The sequence below is a fragment of the Acidovorax sp. NPDC077693 genome (assembly GCF_044542805.1).
GTDB lineage: Bacteria > Pseudomonadota > Gammaproteobacteria > Burkholderiales > Burkholderiaceae_C > Acidovorax.
In genome coordinates this window covers 81,524-99,317 of the sequence record NZ_JBITVD010000020.1, presented here as the reverse complement: position 1 = coordinate 99,317, position 17,794 = coordinate 81,524, and the positions used below count along the sequence as shown (strand labels likewise).

Genomic DNA, 17,794 nt, shown 5'->3' with positions numbered 1-17,794 from the left:
GCACACGCGCCCCGAATTGGCAGCCCTTCGACAGGCTCAGGGCGAACGGGGTCAGGCAAGCGCAGCGCGCCGACCATCCCGTCACGGGTTTGCAAGCACCGCGGCCTCACCCGCCACCCACCGCATTCACACCACCAGCGGATCCAACGGCTTCACCACCCGGCACGGATTCCCCGCCGCAAACACCCGCGCCGGCACATCGCGCGTGACCACGCTGCCTGCACCAATCACCGCGCCATCGCCAATGGTCACACCGGGGCAGACGATCGCCCCACCGCCGATCCACACGTCCGCGCCGATGGTGATCGCGACACCCAGTTCCAGCCCGCCCGCACGCTCCTCGGGCGACATGGGGTGCGATGCGGTGAAGATCTGCACGCCCGGCCCCATCATCGTGCGCGCGCCGATGTGCACCGGTGCCACGTCCAGCACCACGCAGTTCACGTTGATGTACACGCCCTCGCCCAGCGTGATGTTGTAGCCGTAGTCGCACTGAAAAGGCGGCGTGATCGCCACGCTGGCCGGCACGCCCGGCACCAGTTGCGCGACCAGCGCCTTCACCGTGCCCGCCGTGTCGGGGCGGGTGGTGTTGATGTCGTGGCACAGCTGGCGCGCGCGCAGGCGGTCGGCGGCCAACTCGGGGTCGGCGGCGTTGTAGAGCTCGCCGGCGATCATCTTGGATTTTTCAGAGGTCATGGGCCATTGTCCCAGCCCTGCCACGCCAGTCCGGACGGGTCAGCCCAAGGGCGTCCACTTGCGCTCGCTCGCGGCGGACTCCACCACCTTTTCGATGAAGCGCACGCCCTCGGCCCCGTCTTCCACGCGCGGGTAGTCGGCCTCCAGCGCCGTGGCGGTGCGCCCTGCGGCCCGCGCCCGGATGTCCGCCGCCACGCCCAGGTAGACGTTGGCAAACGCTTCGATGAAAGCCTCCGGGTGCCCGGCAGGAATGCGCCCTGCGCGCAGCGCCGATTCGCTGAGCCACGGCGAGCCACGGGTGAGGATGCGGCGCGGCCCGTCCACCGGCGAATGCACCAGGTGGTTGGGGTCCTCCTGCCGCCACACCAGCGTGCCGAGCGTGCCGGACACCTGCAGGCGCACATCGTTCTCCAGCCCCGCGGCCACCTGCGACGCGACGATCACGCCGCGTGCGCCGCCCGCATAGCGCAGCAGCAGTTGCGCATCGTCGTCCAGCCGCCGGCCGGCGCCGAAGGTGGTGAGGTCGGCGCACAGCGCCTCCGGCCTCAGGCCGGTGACGGTGGCGGCCAGGTTCTCGGCGTGCGACCCGATGTCGCCCATGGTGCCCACCGCGCCGCTGCGGGCCGGGTCCAGCCGCCAGTCGGCCTGCTTGTTGCCGCCGCCCTGCTCCACCGCCGTGGCCAGCCAGCCCTGGTTGTATTCCACGGTGACCTTGCGCAGCGTGCCCAGGGCGCCGCTGTGCACCAGGTGGCGGGCCTCGCGCACCATCGGGTAGCCGGTGTAGTTGTAGGTCACGCCGAACACGGTGCCGGCCTGCTTCACCGCCGCCACCAGCTCCTCGGCCTGCGCGCTGGTGTGCACCAGCGGCTTGTCGCACACCACATGAAAGCCCGCCTGCACAAACGCCAGGGCCACCGGGTGGTGCACGTGGTTGGGGGTGACGATGCTCACCAGGTCGATGCGCTCATCGGGGCTGCGGCGCAGCTCGTCGGCCAGCAGGTCCTGCCAGCTGCCGTGGTTGCGGTCGTCCGCCAGGCCCAGCTCGGTGCCGGATGCGCGGGCCCGCTCGGGCGATGACGAGAGCGCACCGGCCACCAGCGCGAACTGGCCGTCGAGCGCCATGGCCTTGCGGTGCACCGCACCGATGAAGGCGCCGTGGCCGCCGCCCACCATGGCGTAGCGGAGCTTTCTGACTTCACTGGACATACGGAAGGCCTTTGTTTGTTGTTCTTGGTTCGCTGTTGCCGTCACCACCCGGCCGTTCGCCCTGAGCTTGTCGAAGGGATGTCGAGCACCCTGCCCCGGCTTCGACAGGCTCAGCCCGAACGGTGAGGGAGTGGTGGATGGCGGTGGAATGGTGGCGGTGGCTGGAGAGCATTCACACCTTCTGCTGGTCGCGCGCAAACACCGCGTCGAACGCGCCCGCCGCGGGCTTGAAGTCGAGCCGCTTGCAGAACGCCGCGCTCTCGGTGGCGCCGTGCACGCGGTCCATGCGGCTGTCCTCCCACTCCACCGAGAGCGGGCCCTGGTAGCCGATGTCGTTGAGCGCGACGATGATGGATTCGAAATCGATCATCCCGCGCCCCACGCTGCGAAAGTCCCAGGTGCGCCGCGCATCGCCAAAGCTGGTGTGCCCGCCGAAGGTGCCCACCGTGCCGTCGCCCTTTCCCCACCACACGTCCTTCATGTGGGCGTTGTAGATGCGGTCGGCAAACCGGCGGATGAACTTGACGTAGTCCACGCCCTGGTAGGCCAGGTGGCTCGGGTCGTAGTTGAAGCCGAAGCGCCGGTGCTGGTTGACCGCCGCAACCGCACGCTCGGCCGAGGCGATGTCGAACGCGATCTCGGTGGGGTGCACCTCCAGCGCGAAGTTGATGTCGTGCTCTTCGAACACATCGAGGATGGGGCCGAAGCGGTCTGCGAAGTCCACGAACCCCTTGTCCCAATACGCCTGCGTGGTGGGCGGAAACGCGTAGATCGAATGCCACACCGACGAGCCGGTGAAGCCGGTGACCGTCTTCACGCCGAACTGCGCAGCCGCGCGCGCCGTGTCGGCCAGTTCTTCAGCAGCGCGCTGGCGCACGCCCTCGGGCTCGCCGTTGCCCCACACGTGGGGCGGCAAGATGGCATGGTGGCGCTCGTCGATCAGGTCGCACACGGCCTGGCCCACCAGGTGGTTGCCGATGGCAAAACACGAGAGGCCGTGCTGGGCCAGCAGCGCGTGCTTGTCCTTCACGTACTGGGGCGACGACAGCGCCTCCTGCACGTTGAAATGGTCGCCCCAGCAGGCCAGCTCCAGGCCGTCATAGCCCATGCTCTTGGCCAGGGGCGCGAGTTCTGCCAGCGGCATGTCGGCCCACTGGCCGGTGAAAAGGGTGACGGGTCTTGGCATGGTGCGTGCGTCCTGGTTATTCGGTCCACCCACCGTTCAGCCTGAGCTTGTCGAAGGCCGGGCACGCAGGGTGTGGCTTCGACAGGCTCAGCCCGAACGGGCGGGGGTGGTGTTGAGCCATTCGGGTCGTGGTGACTGCCATGGCTTTTTTCTGGCAATCGTTGAATCCCAACATCCGAACCTCCCAACCTCCCAACCTCCCAAATCCGTTCAGCCTGAGCTTGTCGAAGGCCGGGCACGGCTGGGTGCGGCTTCGACAAGCTCAGCCCGAACGGGCGGGGGTGGGTTCGGGTTCGGGTTCGGGTGCGGGCTGGATGGGTTGAGAGCCATGGCCTCCACTTGCCCAGCAAGCAGTCACTGCTATATTTTTAGTAGCTGCTTGCGCTTACCAGACAAGCGGTAGAGGCCTTTTTTTATCTCAAAACCACCATCAGAACGGCGAGTCGGGGAAGTAGAAGTTCTTCGCGTTCTCTTTGGTGATCAGCACCGACGGGATGATCGTCGTCGCAGGCAGCTTCTCGCCCTTGATGCGCGCCTCGGCCGTGAGCTTGATCGAGTCATAAATGAACTTGGGGCTGTACGACACATTGGCCTGGATCAGCGGGTTGCTGCCATCGGCCAGCGTCTTGATCATGCCCTTGGCCCCGGCACCGCCGAACACCAGCTTGATGTCCTTGCGCTTGGCCTGCTCGATGGCCTTGAGCACGCCCACGGCCATGTCGTCGTCGGCGGCCCACACCGCGTCGATCTGCGGAAAGCGCGTCAGGTAGTCCTGCATCACCTTGAAGGCGTCGTCACGGTTCCAGTTGGCGTACTTGGCGTCCAGCAGCTTGATGTCGGGGTGGTTCTTGAGCACCGCGTTGAACGCGTCCATGCGTTCGTTGTCCAGCGTGGTCGCAATGCCGCGCATGGCCACCACGTTGCCCTTGCCGTTCAGCGCCTTGGCGATGTACTCGGCCGGAATCTTGCCAAACGCGGTGTTGTCACCGGCCACATACGCGTCCTGCGCGCTGGTGTCCGTCAGGCCGCGGTCCACCACCGTCACGTACACACCCTTGGCCTTGACCTGGGCCACGGGCTTGGTCAGCGCGGCCGATTCGAACGGGAAGATGACCAGTGCGTTGATCTTGTTCACCGTGACCAGGTCCTGCAGCTGGTTGGCCTGCTCGGGCGCGCCGCCTGCGGTCTTCACGATGACCTGCAGGCCGGGGTGGGCCTTCTCCAGGTCCTTCTTGGCCTGGTTGGCCCAGTACACGATGCCGCCGGTGAAGCCGTGCGTGGCCGACGGAATGGCCACGCCCACCACCGTCTTGTTGGCCTGCGCCACCGCCGGGCCGGCCAGCGCCAGCGCGGCTGCGGCACCCACGGCCGATAGGGCCAGGCGGCGGGTGAAGGACGAAGTAGATGTCTTGCTGTTCATGATGCGTTGTCTCCTGTTGCTGTTGCTGTTGCTTTGCTGAAAATGGCCATGAAAGCCTGGCCGACTGGGGAACACTGACGAAATCAAAAACCGGTGGAGGCGCTTCGAAACGGGTGCAAGCACCTTGGGCCTGCGCCACTACCCCGTTCGCCCTGAGCCTGTCGAAGGGCTGTCACCATGGGGCGCGAGTGCCCAGGCTTCGACGGGCTCAGCCCGAACGGTTGGGGGATTGCCGGAATCCAGCGCAGTGCGCTCGCCCTGCCCCGTTCGCCCTGAGCCTGTCGAAGGGCTGCCACCATGGGGCGCGAGTGCCCAGGCTTCGACAGGCCTGTCCTGAGCCCCGTCGAAGGGCTCAGCCCGCACGGTTCGGGGGTCGGGGCGGCCTCGCGGGGCGAATGAAAGGAAAGAAGTGGCGACACGGCCATCACCTCTTTCCACGCTGCATGAACGCCACCGCGATGATCACGAACCCCTGCACCGCCGCGTTCAAATACACGCTGATGATGCTGGTCAGGTTCAAGATATTGCTGATCACCGACAGCAGGATCGCGCCCACCACCGTGCCGGTGATGCTGCCCGCCCCACCCTTGAGCACCGTTCCGCCCACGATCACCGCAGCGATGGCCTCCAGCTCCCACAGCAGCCCCGTGGTGGGCGATGCGGACCCCAGGCGCGGCACGTACAGCAGCGTGGCAATGCCCACGCACACCCCCAGCAGCATGTACGTCAGGATCTTGATCTTGTGCACGTCCACCGCCGCGTACTGCGCCACCTGCTCGTTGGAGCCGATGGCCTGCACATAGCGGCCATAGGCCGTGCGGTTCAGGATGACGCCGCCGATGACAGCCACCAGCAAAAAGACCCAGACCGGAATCGGCACCCCCAGCAGGTTGGCGTAGTACACCGGGCTGTAGATGTCCGACAGATCGTTCTCCAGCGTGATGGCCCCGCCGTTCGAAAAATACGTGAGGTACGCGCGGAAGATGCCCAGCGTGCCCAGCGTCACGATGAAGGGCTCGATGCGCCCCTTGGTGATGAGCAAACCATGCACCAGCCCGAACACCGCGCCCAGCACCACCGCCAGCAGCATGCCCACCACCACGGCCGCCAGGGGCGAGCCCAGCACGGGCGCCATCGCGTTCATGAACAAAATCACCGAGCCCGCGATCAGCGCTGCCATCGACCCCACCGACAAATCGATGCCGCCCGAGATGATCACAAAGCACATGCCCACCGCGATGATGCCGATGAAGGCCGTGCGCGTGAGCACGTTCATCACGTTGTCGTAGGTGGCGAAATTGCTGTTGAGCAGCGTGCCGGCAATGCACAGCAGCACCAGCCCGATGACCGGGCCCAGCCCGTGCAGCTTGCCCCACCAGGCCGTGGCGCCGCCGTGGCGGCCCGCTGGGGTGGTGGCGTTTTCAGCGGGTACCTGTGGCATGGGCGATCAACTCCTCTTCGGTCAAATGTGGTTCTTGCAGCGTGGTCTGCAGCCGCCCGGCGCGCATCACCGCCACGCGGTGGCACAGGCCGATCAGCTCCATCAGTTCGGAAGAAATCACCACCACCGCCAGCCCCTGCTCTGCCAGGCGCTGCACCAGGTGATAGATCTCGCGCTTGGCGCCCACGTCCACGCCGCGCGTGGGCTCGTCCAGCACCACCACGCTGGGGCCGGGGTGCAGCACCTTGGCCAGCGCCAGCTTTTGCTGGTTGCCGCCCGACAGCGACGACGCGCGCACCTCCAGCGACCCGGTGCGGATGCCGAACTCCTGCACCACATCGCGCAGCGCAGCCTGCTCGGCCGCCGGGTCGAGCCAGGGCTGGGCGTAGCGCTCCAGCGCCATCAGCGTCAGGTTGGGCCGCAGGCTGAAGTGCACGTGCAGGCCCTTGCCCTTGCGGTCTTCGCTCAGGTACGTGAGGCCATGGCGCGCCGCATCGCGCGGGCTTTTCAAATTCACCGGCTTGCCCGCCAGCTCCACCGTGCCGGCCGAGCGCGGGCGCAGGCCCAGCAGACCCTCGAACAGCTCCGTGCGCCCCGCGCCCACCAGCCCGGCAAAGCCCAGAATCTCGCCGCGCCGCACGTCAAAGTTCACGTCCTCGGCCCAGCCCGGCACCGAGAGGCCCCGCACCTTGATGGCGGGCTCTCCACCCGCAGGCGCGGGCAGCTTGGGCGGGAACAAATCCGCCAGCTCGCGGCCCACCATCAAGTTGGCCATCTGCCGCCGCGTCACGCTGGCCGTGGCCTCGCGCGCCACCAGCAGGCCGTCGCGCATCACCACCACCTCGTCGGTGGTGCGCTCCACTTCGTCGAGCTTGTGCGATATGTAGATGATGGTCACGCCCGCGGCCTTGAGCCCGGCCATCAGCGCAAACAGGCGCTCCGTCTCGCCCGGGGTCAGCGTGGCGGTGGGCTCGTCCATGATGAGCAGGCGCGCATTGCGGGCCAGCGCGCGGGCAATCTCCACCAGCTGCTTTTCGGCCACGATGAGCTTGCGCACCCGCGTGTCCGGGTCCAGTGGCAAACCCACCTGTGCAAGGGCAGCGCGCGTTTTCTCGCGCATCGCCTTGTCATCCAGGAAGGGACCACGCTTGATCTCATGGCCCAGAAAGATGTTCTGCGCAATCGTCAGGTCGTCCGCCAGGTTGAACTCCTGGTGGATGAGCACAATGCCCTGTGCCTCGGCCGCGCGCGATCCACCGCCCGGGGCGCGCACCGCGCCGTCCACCACCACCTCGCCGGTGGTGGGGCTCTCGTACCCCGCCAGAATCTTCATCAGCGTGGACTTGCCCGCGCCGTTCTCGCCCAGCAGGCCGTACACCCGGCCCGGCTGCAGCGCAAAGCCCACGCCGTGCAGCACGCGCACCGGGCCGAACTCCTTGGTCACATTGCGAAACTCGACAGCGACGCTCATCGTGCGGCCCCCACGGCATTGGCTTTGGTCGCAGAAGAAGAGGCACGCGGCGACAGCGCCAAGCTCTGCTGCATGGCCAGCACGCCCGCGCCCACCACGCCCGCATCGTCGGCCAGCGGCGCGTATTGAATCTCCAGGTGCCGCGTGGACAGCGCCAGCGACCGGTGGTACACGCTCTGCCGCACCGACGCCAGGAACAGCGGCCCCATGTCCGTCACCCGCCCTGCAATGAACACATGCGACGGGTTGAAGAAATTCACGATGGACGCCAGCATCTGCCCCACCAGGCTGCCCGCGCGCTGGATGATGGCGTTGGCCGCCACATCGCCCGCCCGGCTGGCCTGGGCCACGTCCTCGGTGGTCAGCGTGCCGGTGGCCTGCAGGCGCTCGGCCAGCATCGCGCTCTCGCCCCGCTCCACGGCCTCCATCGCCATGCGCGCCATGGCGGGTGCGGCGGCCATCGCCTCCACACAGCCCTGGTTGCCGCAGTGGCAGCGCGGCCCGCTCTGGTCCACGCAGATGTGGCCCACGTCACCGGCCGACCCATTGGCACCCCGGTACACCTGCCCGTGGCACACGATGCCGCAGCCAATGCCCGTGCCCACCTTGATGACGAGGAAGTTGGGCAGATTGCGCTGCAGCCGCCACAGCTCGCCCAGCGCCATCAGGTTCACGTCGTTGTCCACGAACACCGGCGCGGCAAACGCCTCGCGCAGGTAGTCGCGGATCGAGAAGCCGTCCCAGTCGGGCATCAGCGGCGGGTTGACGAGCTGCCCGCTTTCAAAATCCACCGGCCCCGGCAGGCCCATGCCGATGGCAATGACCTGCGACGCCGCCAGCCCGCAGCGCGCCATCAGCTCCCGCATCAACCCGCGCAACCGCGCCAGGATCACGCCCGGCCCCTGGCGCACATCGATGGGCTCGCGGTGCCGCGCCAGCACCGTCATGTCGGGCCGCATGATGGCCACCTGCATGCTCGTCGCGCCCAGGTCGGCGCCAATGACCACGCCCAGGGTTTCGCTCAATCGAAGGGTTTCGGCCCGCCGGCCGCCGGAGGATTCTTGCAGGCCCACCTCGTCCAGCAGGCCTTCATCGAGCAGCGCCGCGACCATGGCGTTGGCCTTGCTCTTGGAATAGGCCAGACGCTGCGCGAGTGCATTGCGCGACGCGCCTGCAGACCAGAAGATGGTCTGCAAGACGTCCAGGTCTTCGGTGCCGCAGTGACTCCAGCGGGTGGATGGCAAGGCTTGTCTCCTGTCATTGTTGTGCAGCACCTCATGGGGGTGGGTGCTTGACAGGGATGCTATGCGGTCTACTTTGGCCGGGCAAGACTTAACTTTGACCTAATTCAGTCCAAAGAAAGTATTCGATTTTCGGTACGGGCCGAGGATCAGTCGAACTCAGTAGCTTCCGGTATTGCAACCAACCCTGTCGGTCCCATGAACCACAGACTGGTTCCATAGGCCAGCCGCCCCTGCGGACCTAGGTAGCGGGCATGATCAGCCACCCATGCTGTGGTGACTGGAAACTGCCCAACCCACTCGCCATCGCGGCCAGCTACGGCCGACATGGACTGGTGCTGAAGGCCGCTCAGCAGATCGACCACAAAGCCGCCAGCTTCACGTCGGCTGTCAAGCGCCGCAAGGTGGAGGCTGTGCAACTGCAATTGCAGGTCGTGCGGCGTTCGATTGCTGCGATAACGGACTTCCACCGCAGGCCCATGGCGCCCTTCCAGCAACACAACCCGCGCCCACTGCACCACAGGCGGTTGTGTGGCGCGGTAGTGCTGCCTGAAACGCACGCGCAGGCGGCGGCCACCGGCACCAGCTGTCACCAATGTGGTTTCCATCGGCAGGTCGGACAGCGGCATGAGGTCGTCGTCGCGCTTGTCGTGCCATGTGGCGATGAGCCCGAGCGGTCCTCTCCAGGCCAAGTCGAAGACACCGTCGCGCAGATACATGGATCGACGTGAAGCGCGAAGCTGCTCTTCGGCCTGTACGGCATCGCGTGGCGGCACCTCCCAGCGCAAAAGGCCATCGCGCAAGACAGGCTCCACAGCAGATAGGACGGACGCTATCAACCGCGTGATGGGAAGGACCAGCCCCCACACCTGGCTGTAGAAGTCCTGCATCAAAGTCTTGGCGTGCCGTGCGGCAACACCCCAGTGCAGCTTGAGTGCTTTGATGTACAGCTGGCCCGGTTGGGGGCCTGTGCTGAGTGGGTCGTCGATGAAGGTCCAGGTGCCCGGCAGTTCTTCCACGTCTGAGCCATCGAGAACATCCAGAACATAGAACTGAGTGCGCGCGTTCACAGGGGCATAAACACCCAGATGGCTGAACCGATCCGCCAACACAAAGACCGACTCACTCCAGAAATTCCACGGATGGCTGAAGCCTCGGCGGGGCTTGGGCGGCAGCTGACCTGCACCAGCGATAGGGCCCTGGGCATGTATCTCTTTTGAAGGGTGGACCTCGCAGTCTGCCGGGAGCAAAGACTGTGTCCAGACACCGGCGAACACCTCGCCTGGGACCACTCCCGCGCCCGTCCCGACAAGGACAATTTGCATGTCCTCACGCAACCTCACGGTCTGGGGCCAGACAGTCTTGGGGGCAATCCCCTCAACACGCCCATCCTTGGCTGTTCGACTGGCAAGCGATTCCACAGGAAGCGACGCATCGGCCATGCGGCATTCATCCGAACTGGTGAACGCCGGAGCAATGTGAAATCCCGCAGCATTCAGGTCGCGAAAGCGCCAGGTACGGTCAAAGACTCCGTAGCCGACGTTGGCCGAGTACAACTCTGCGTGCCCACTGTGCGGGTCGGCTCCGCTGAGCATGACCACGGTACGCGACACCGCCATGCGTGAGTTTTGATTGAGGTAGCGCGAGCCAAAAGGTGACCAGAACTGCCCCGGCTCGAATGCGTACATGCCTCTGTCACGGGTTCCATCCAACGCACCAGCGATGGAGAAATTCATGGAGGTCATCTCCACCGGAGCGCCATCCGCCGGATTGGCCAGTCGCCAACGCTGTGTGAAGAAGGTCTGCTCGTCGCAATAGAGCACGACATAGTTATCACTGTCATACAACCGCACCAGCACATAGAAATTGCAAGTGCCATCCGCAAAGTGATCGCCATCTGTCAAGGGGCCATTGAGAAAAGAATAGGTCAGCTCGCCGAGTGCCAGCCTCTGGAAGTACTCCAGCCGGGTATTGCGCAGCTCACCACCATAAATATTGGTCCACGGCTCGTGGTAGTGCGTGTTGCCTACGCCGATATCCAGCACTTGCTGGAAGTCGATGGATTGCTCTATTTGGGGAGACTGCGCACCACCGATGAACTTCGTGATAGAGCGACGGGTGACATGCCCATACGTCGGCACAGAAATGCCGTTAACACCAGCCGACATCGGAAGGATCTCTGGGGGCTCGCCACTGTCAAGCGGCGGGCGGCAATCGATGCGATACCAAAGCCTAGGCTTCACTTTGACAACCATGCCGAGGGCACCTTGCTTCAGTACCTCCCTGAACAAACCGTGCCGCTCTGACTGCGGAATTTTTGGCAAAGGTCCGAGCAGCGGCGCCTCGATATCCTCCAGGTCTGCGGAGGGTTTGTTCTGTTCGGGATCGATCTTGAAATAGTTGCTCGGCATCTCAAGCATTGGGGAGTCATAGGGGTCAGCGCCCGACAGCGTCGTCGGCCCCCAGAAAAGCTCATCCATAAGCAAGAAGTAGAAGTTGTCCTTGCCTTCCTCTTTGGCAAACACTCGGTCCGCGTTTGCGCTGATGCTCTCGAATCGCGGCGCGGGCATGACGGGGCCCTGCACATTCGGAGGGTTGCTGCCAACCTCCACAGTGAGATCTCCCATCCGTCGATGGTCGAAACCGATCATGCTTCCCTGGCTGTCATTGGGCTGGAACACCAGCTTTTGCCACGCCGGATCGCTATCTGTCATGGTGCACGCACGGAAGAACACCTCGCCATCGCGCAACTCGAATTCGTAGCGAATGCCTGTGTCTCGATAAGTACGAGGATCACGCGTTCCAAACTCGTTGATCTCCAGCCCAGCCGCCACACTCCACGCAACGGCCCGCGTGCGTGGAGCGCCTGTGACCTTGCGTCCAATCACGCTCTCGTCGATCACCCACTCGCCCAACGCCAGGTTCATCTCTTCCCAGTCAGAACGCACGGTTTCGTTGAACTCGTCAAAGCGTCCAGGAATTTCCGACCAGTCGCCCTTCAGGACGTCGCCGATGACCTGTCCACCCAAAACGATGACGGCGCCTAGCACCTTGACGCCAAGCTCCACCGCTCCCACCCCGATCCGGACGAGATCGATCAAGCCCTGTGCTGCATGTCCATACCAAGTGTCACCCCAGTTATTCACCACCCATCGCCGGATGAGTCCCAGGCGGCCTCTCAGAAAACCTCCGACAACACCCGCCACGGTTCTGATGGCACCGCCTACTACGCCAGCCGCACCAGCAATGGCATCACCCGCGGCCGCGGCTGCATCCACAGCAGTTTCGACTACGGCGGTGACAACTTCTTTCGCCTTCTCAACCACCGTGCGTGCTGCACGCGCAATCTCATCAAACGGCCACATTCCGCCCTCCCCTCTGATTTGCATGAACTAACAGCCGGGCGGATTCTGAGCAGGATCTGAAGAATGTGTCTAGATTTTCTGTGTCAACATTTTCAATGTCCTGCCTGCTGCGGTGATGCTGCACTCAACACAAACGATCTCGCCAACAGACATTGACCAAGGCCGGTTTGAGATCCCCGCGGACAGCGCCGAGCCTGGGAAGCTGAGCCCAACGCCACCCACCCCCTGAACGCAAACCCCATGTAGAACATCCGCACATCGCCGAACCCGGCCTCGCGCAGGATCGCCTCGTCCTCCTGCGGCGTCAGCACCGCCAGCTCGGCCGCCACCTTGGCACGCCCGCGGTCCGCCATCTCCGGCGCCATGCCGGACGCCACCTGAAACGCCGCATAGCGCGACAGCCACAGGTCGCGCTCCCCTGCCCCGTCATCGCCGTCACCAACAGCATCACCATCGGCCACGCTCAGGTGCACCGCAACGAACGGCGCCCCGGGCTTCAGCCGCCGCCGGATCTCGGCCACCATGGCCGCACGCTCCTCGCGCGGCACAAAGTGAAAAGTCAGCAAACACGTCGCGCCATCGAACGGCCCGGCCGGCGCGCTCTGCACATAGCCGTGGTGCAGCGCCACGCGGTCGCCCGACAGTTCCGCGCTCTGCAGCCGCTGCGCGGCCAGGTCCAGCATGGGCTGGCTGGGGTCCACGCCGTCGAAGCGCCAGCCGGGGTGCGCGCGCGCCATCTCCTTCAGATCGAGTGCAGCGCAGCGCTGCGTCCACCACCAGAACTCGGCCGTCGGCAGGCACATATGCTCTTGTTTTGAGAGCTACCAGCGCTTGACCATAAAGCGGTGGAGCCTGGTTTCATCCATATTTCTCCTGTAGCCCGCCCCGGACCGCAGCGCACCCTCGAGCGCGATGCGTGAAAAACGTCATCAACCCAAATCTCGTGGCACCAACTCCTCCGCCTCACACCAGCGTTGGTAATCCTCCCGACGATCCGCCGTAGTAATCCGCTGCAACACCGCATGGTGCGGCCCCAGGTACTCCACGCGGCCCTTCACCACCACATGCACCAGCAGCACTTCGGTCCCCATCGCCTCCCACCAATCCACATTGCCAGCGGGCTCGTGGATGTAGTCGCCCGGCCGCACCACGCGGCCGTCGTTCAGGCGGCGCTCGCCCGCCAGCGTCAGGGCGTGCACTTCGCCCGTGTGCCGGTGCAGGCCCAGCCGCGTGCCGGGGGACAGGCGCATCAGTTCCACCCAGCCAGCATCGTCGGGCAGGAACTGGATGGGCAGGGACCACTTGCCTTCGCCTTCGGGGATCCAGCCCGCCAGGCCCGCACGCTCCATCGCACGGGCCACGATCACATCTGCGAGATGGTTGTTGTGCGTCGTCGTTGTTGTCATCGTCATGTCGGTGCTCCTGGGTAGGTCGCCGTTGATGGATTGGTGGGTTGCTTGCTTGATTGATGGCTCGGTTGCTTATTGCTCGGGGTGCTGGTGGCGGTATTCCTGCGTGCGGCCGCCAAAGCCGTAGGCGGCGGCGCGCACGTCCTGCACGTAGACGTAGCTCTCGGGGTGCAAGGTGCCCAGCAGGCCCTCGAAGGCTTCAAACGCCTCGGCGATGTAGCGCGCCTTTTCGGCCTTGGTGTTGGTCTCGTCCACCACCTTGACGTCGAAGTAGAAGCTCGACTGTTTCAGCTCGGCCAGCGACCGGCCGGCGATGTACCAGTCGGCCGGGTCCACAAAGGTGATGACCACGGCGGTCAGGTCGCGCCGCTTGCCGAGCACGCGGGTGGTCAGGTCCAGCAGGGTTTCTGCAATGCGGGCAGACAGTTCGGGCGTGCGTTGGGCGGACACTTTGACGTTGAGGATGGGCATGGAGAGCTCCTGTTGAATGCATGGGGTTGAACGAGCCTTCACTGTAGAAATTGCGCTCCGCCACGGAAACCGCCCGTGGCGATAATGGCTTTTGCTCCGCACGCAAAGGCGCGCACGATGAAACAAGAACCCCGCTCCTTCCTCCCCGACCCGGCCGACCTGCGGTGGCTGGTGCGGTCGCTCGACCTGCGCTCGTTTTCTGCGGCGGCGCGCGAGATGGATGTGGCGGTGTCGGTGGTCGCGCGTGGGGTGGACCGGCTGGAGGCCGGCTACGGCGTGCGCTTGCTGCGCCGGTCCACGCACGGCCTGTCGGCCACGCCCGAGGGCGCAGAGCTGGCGCAGGAAGCGCGTGCCTTGCTGGCGCAGCTGGAGGACATCGGGGCATCGCTGTCGGACCAGCGCAGCCGCGTGGCGGGCACCTTGCGCCTGGCCTCCAGCCAGGAGATTTGCGAGGCGCTGGTGCTGCCCCACATGGCGGACCTGCAGGCGCGCTACCCCGCCCTGCGGGTGGAGCTGCTGGCCGATGACCGCGTGGCCGACCTGGTGACGGAGGGCATCGACGTGGCGCTGCGCACCACCGTGGGCCACAGCGATCTGGTGGTGGCGCGCGCGCTGGGCCGGTTCGAGCGGCGCCTGTACGCGGCTCCGGAATATTTGCGCCTGCACGGCACGCCCGCCGACCCCAGCGATCTGCAGCAGCACCACACCGTCACGCACACCTCACAGGGGCCGGCGGTGACCTGGACATTTCTCAATCCACGCGGCAACGCACAGGGCAAGCCGCTGGAGGTGACCGTGCGCTCGCGCCTGGCCGCCAGCAGTTCGGCCCTGGTGCACCACGCGCTGGTGGGCGGCGCGGGCATTGGCATGCTGTCGTGCCCGCTCGCGGCGGCCGACGTGGCGCAAGGCCGGTTGGTGGAGGTGCTGGCGCCTTTTGCGTCCCGCACGGTGCACACGCTGTACGCGGTGTCGTCACCGGGCCGGCGCAATGCGGCCAGGGTGAAGGCGGTGATTGATTTTCTGGTGAAGGCGGCCAAGGACCGATGGGCACTGGCGCCTGTGCGTTGAGGGTTTTCTTGCACCAGCGGCTGGCTGGCCTGGGGCTCCTGAAGTTGAGCAACCGTTCGGGCTGAGCCTGTCGAAGCCTTGCGCGGCGGCGCTTCGGCAAGCCTGTCCTGAGCGTGTCCTGAGCCTGTGGATGGGCTCAGTCAACGTGAACGGTTTCAGGGCGAGTGAGCGCCGCGTTCACTGGAGGCCGTTGCCACCCAGCCCCTGAACGCGAACCCCATGTAGAACATGCGCACATCGCCGAACCCGGCCTCACGCAGGATCGCCTCGTCCTCCTGCGGCGTCAGCACCGCCAGCTCGGCCGCCACCTTGGCACGCCCGCGGTCCGCCATCTCCGGCGCCATGCCGGACGCCACCTGAAACGCCGCATAGCGCGACAGCCACAGGTCGCGCTCCCCTGCCCCGCGTTCGCGGCCAGCACCACCAGCATCACCATCGGCCACGCTCAGGTGCACCGCAACGAACGGCGCCCCGGGCTCCAGCCGCCGCCGGATCTCGGCCACCATGGCCGCACGCTCCTCGCGCGGCACAAAGTGAAAAGTCAGCAAACACGTCGCGCCATCGAACGGCCCGGCCGGTGCGCTCTGCACATAGCCGTGGTGCAGCGCCACGCGGTCGCCCGACACGCCCGCGCTCTGCAGCCGCTGCGCGGCCAGGTCCAGCATGGGCTGGCTCGGGTCCACACCGTCGAAGCGCCAGCCGGGGTGCGCGCGCGCCATGTCCTCCAGCTCCAGCCCGCCGCCTGCGCCCACCACCAGCACGCGGCCGTCGGCGGGCACGCGCTCGGCCAGCAGGATGCGGACCATGGGCAGCAGGCTGTCGTAGCCGGGCACGTTGCGGCGGGGGCCTTCGGCGTAGCGGGCGACGGCGGCGGGGTCGGTGAAGGGGGTCGTGGTGGTGGGATGGGGCATGGTGTGGTGTGCGGTGGATGCGGTGGGTATGGCGTTTTGCGGTGGGGTGAGCCAGGGGCTGGCAAGGCGGGCGCATGGTTTCGACAGGCTCAACCCGAACGGGTGGGGGTGCACCACAGGGGCCAGAAAATCAAGCCAAATTGGCCCCTACCGCTTGTCTATCAAGCGCTAGCAGCTATCAATTCAGTAGTATCCGGTGAACCCGCCAGCGCTCCTTCTGGGCCCATGCTAACATCACGCAACTTTGAATGTTGCATGAAACGAGATAGCCGCCTTTCCAACGTCCTCCACGCGCTGCTGCACATGGCAGAGATGGATGGCCCCGCCACGTCCGAGTCGCTGGCGCAGGCCATGCAGACCAACCCGGTCGTGGTCCGCCGCCTGATGGCGGGGCTGCGGTATGCGGGTTTTGTCTCGTCGGCCAAGGGGCATGGCGGAGGGTGGGTGCTGTCGTGCCCGCTGTCCGAAGTGACCCTGCGCGACATCCACGAAGCGCTGGGCGCGCCCACGCTGCTGGCGGTGGGCAACAGGGTGGAGAGCCCGGGCTGCATCGTCGAGCAGGCCGTCAACCGCGCGCTGACGGACGCGTACCAGGCCGCCGAAGAGGTGCTGCTGGCCCGCCTGGGCGAGGTGACGCTGGCGCAGTTGTCGGCCGAGTTTCATCAACGCATGGTGGCAGGGTGCCACGGTCACAAGGAGATTTCTCATGGCGGCAGCAGCAATGACAACCACCCAGGCGTGTGAGGTGATCGTGATAGGCGGCAGCTTTGCCGGCCTGTCGGCCGCGATGCAGCTGGCGCGGGCCCGGCGGCGCGTGTGCGTGGTGGATGCGGGCCAGCCGCGCAACCGGTTTGCCGCCGCGTCGCACGGCTTCTTCGGGCAAGACGGCGAGCCGCCGCTGGCGATGATCGAGCAGGCGCGCCGCAAGCTGCTGGCCTACCCCACGGTGGCGCTGCGCCAGGGCACGGCCGTGTCCGCCACGGCGCAGCAAAGCACGGGGTCACCGGAGAGCGGCTTTGCCGTGGTGCTGGACGATGGCACGCACCTGGAGGCTCACAAGCTGGTACTGGCCTTTGGCGTGCAAGATGGCCTGCCCGACATCGCTGGCCTGCGCGAGCGCTGGGGCACCAGCGTGCTGCACTGCCCCTATTGCCACGGCTACGAGTTTGCGGGCCAGCGCCTGGGCGTGCTGTACCACTCGCCGCAGTCGGGCATGCACGCGCAGCTGATTGCCGACTGGGGCCCCACCACCCTCTTCCTGAACGGCGAGTCCACGCTGGAGCCCGCCGAGCGCGAGCGGCTGCTGGCGCTGGGCATTGCGGTGGAGCCTGCGCGCATTGCGGCGCTGGAAGGCGACGGCGGGGCATTGCACGGCGTGCGCCTGCAGGCCCATGGCGACAGCGGCGCGCGCCTGCTGCCGCTGGACGCCCTGTACGTAGCGGCCACCACCCGCCCCGCCAGCCCGCTGGCCGAGCAACTGGGCTGCGCCATGGACGACGGCCCCATGGGCCCGTGCATCCGCACCGATGCGAACAAGATGACCACGGTGCCCGGCGTGTACGCCGCGGGCGACGCCACGCTGATGCGGCACAACGCCACGCTGGCGTCGGCCGAAGGCGTGCTGGCGGGCGTGGGGGCGCACCAGGCGATGGTGTTCGGGCCATAACGAGGCAGCATGGGTGGGCGCCGACGGCAGCGGGCCTTGACTGAGGTTTTGGCTGCCGTTCTTTGAGCGCCACCAACCGTTCGGGCTGAGCCTGTCGAAGCCCTGCGCCGCACGTCGGCAGCCCCGCCATCACCAGCCACAGGGCTCTGCGTGACCGGTTCACAGGGATGACTGCCGAGCCACCCACCGATGCAGCCATGCTGCAAGGCCGCAAGATCGGCCCGGTCCCGGCGCGCAGGCTGC

At 66.1% G+C, this 17,794-nt stretch carries 15 protein-coding genes; 3 read left to right on the top strand and 12 right to left on the bottom strand.

All coding sequences use genetic code 11. From position 1 onward, the window contains the following. Positions 1-126: 126 nt before the first annotated feature. The 11 genes from ACIGHN_RS23905 to ACIGHN_RS23855 all read right to left on the bottom strand — a co-directional run bounded on the left by ACIGHN_RS23905 (position 127) and on the right by ACIGHN_RS23855 (position 13,906). Positions 127-696, bottom strand: a complete 570-nt coding sequence (locus ACIGHN_RS23905) for a sugar O-acetyltransferase (protein WP_396506562.1) — start codon at positions 694-696, stop codon at positions 127-129. Positions 697-735: 39 nt separating this feature from the next. Beyond that, positions 736-1,902: a Gfo/Idh/MocA family protein gene (locus tag ACIGHN_RS23900; protein ID WP_396506560.1), complete on the bottom strand. Its 1,167-nt coding sequence runs from the start codon at positions 1,900-1,902 to the stop codon at positions 736-738. 172 nt (positions 1,903-2,074) lie between these two features. Next, positions 2,075-3,088: a sugar phosphate isomerase/epimerase family protein gene (locus ACIGHN_RS23895; RefSeq protein WP_396506559.1), complete on the bottom strand. Its 1,014-nt coding sequence runs from the start codon at positions 3,086-3,088 to the stop codon at positions 2,075-2,077. A gap of 430 nt (positions 3,089-3,518) precedes the next feature. After that, entirely contained in the window at positions 3,519-4,508 is a 990-nt protein-coding gene (locus tag ACIGHN_RS23890; RefSeq protein WP_396506557.1) for a substrate-binding domain-containing protein, read from the bottom strand. Positions 4,509-4,932: 424 nt separating this feature from the next. Continuing rightward, a complete protein-coding gene (locus tag ACIGHN_RS23885) occupies positions 4,933-5,949 on the bottom strand; it encodes an ABC transporter permease (RefSeq protein WP_396506555.1) in 1,017 nt (338 codons plus the stop codon). Further along, complete coding sequence (locus tag ACIGHN_RS23880) at positions 5,930-7,420, bottom strand: sugar ABC transporter ATP-binding protein (RefSeq protein ID WP_396506553.1); 1,491 nt, start codon at positions 7,418-7,420, stop codon at positions 5,930-5,932. Before ACIGHN_RS23880 ends, ACIGHN_RS23885 begins: the two co-directional genes overlap by 20 nt. Further along, positions 7,417-8,664, bottom strand: coding sequence for an ROK family transcriptional regulator (locus tag ACIGHN_RS23875; protein ID WP_396506551.1), 1,248 nt, complete (start codon positions 8,662-8,664; stop codon positions 7,417-7,419). The genes ACIGHN_RS23880 and ACIGHN_RS23875 overlap by 4 nt, the downstream gene beginning before the upstream one ends. 146 nt (positions 8,665-8,810) lie before the next feature. Next, complete coding sequence (locus tag ACIGHN_RS23870; protein ID WP_396506550.1) at positions 8,811-12,026, bottom strand: hypothetical protein; 3,216 nt, start codon at positions 12,024-12,026, stop codon at positions 8,811-8,813. 92 nt (positions 12,027-12,118) lie between these two features. Beyond that, the gene (locus ACIGHN_RS23865) at positions 12,119-12,829 is read right to left on the bottom strand and encodes a class I SAM-dependent methyltransferase (protein WP_396506548.1); all 711 of its coding nucleotides are present in this window, start codon (positions 12,827-12,829) and stop codon (positions 12,119-12,121) included. A 126-nt stretch (positions 12,830-12,955) separates the two neighbouring features. Continuing rightward, positions 12,956-13,438, bottom strand: coding sequence for a cupin domain-containing protein (locus ACIGHN_RS23860; protein ID WP_396506547.1), 483 nt, complete (start codon positions 13,436-13,438; stop codon positions 12,956-12,958). A 69-nt stretch (positions 13,439-13,507) separates the two neighbouring features. Continuing rightward, the gene (locus ACIGHN_RS23855; protein WP_396506546.1) at positions 13,508-13,906 is read right to left on the bottom strand and encodes a 4-oxalocrotonate tautomerase family protein; all 399 of its coding nucleotides are present in this window, start codon (positions 13,904-13,906) and stop codon (positions 13,508-13,510) included. A gap of 117 nt (positions 13,907-14,023) precedes the next feature. On the opposite strand from ACIGHN_RS23855, the gene ACIGHN_RS23850 reads away from it, so the two are divergent. After that, entirely contained in the window at positions 14,024-14,974 is a 951-nt protein-coding gene (locus ACIGHN_RS23850; protein WP_396506545.1) for a LysR family transcriptional regulator, read from the top strand. Positions 14,975-15,129: 155 nt separating this feature from the next. Here the strand turns inward: ACIGHN_RS23850 and ACIGHN_RS23845 are convergent, their stop codons facing one another. Further along, complete coding sequence (locus tag ACIGHN_RS23845) at positions 15,130-15,885, bottom strand: class I SAM-dependent methyltransferase (RefSeq protein WP_396506543.1); 756 nt, start codon at positions 15,883-15,885, stop codon at positions 15,130-15,132. Positions 15,886-16,140: 255 nt separating this feature from the next. Between ACIGHN_RS23845 and ACIGHN_RS23840 the strand changes: the two genes are divergently transcribed. Next, positions 16,141-16,629: an Rrf2 family transcriptional regulator gene (locus ACIGHN_RS23840; protein WP_218338841.1), complete on the top strand. Its 489-nt coding sequence runs from the start codon at positions 16,141-16,143 to the stop codon at positions 16,627-16,629. Then, on the top strand, positions 16,592-17,551 hold the full coding sequence (locus tag ACIGHN_RS23835) for an NAD(P)/FAD-dependent oxidoreductase (protein ID WP_396506541.1): 960 nt from the start codon (positions 16,592-16,594) through the stop codon (positions 17,549-17,551). Before ACIGHN_RS23840 ends, ACIGHN_RS23835 begins: the two co-directional genes overlap by 38 nt. Positions 17,552-17,794 lie beyond the last annotated feature (243 nt).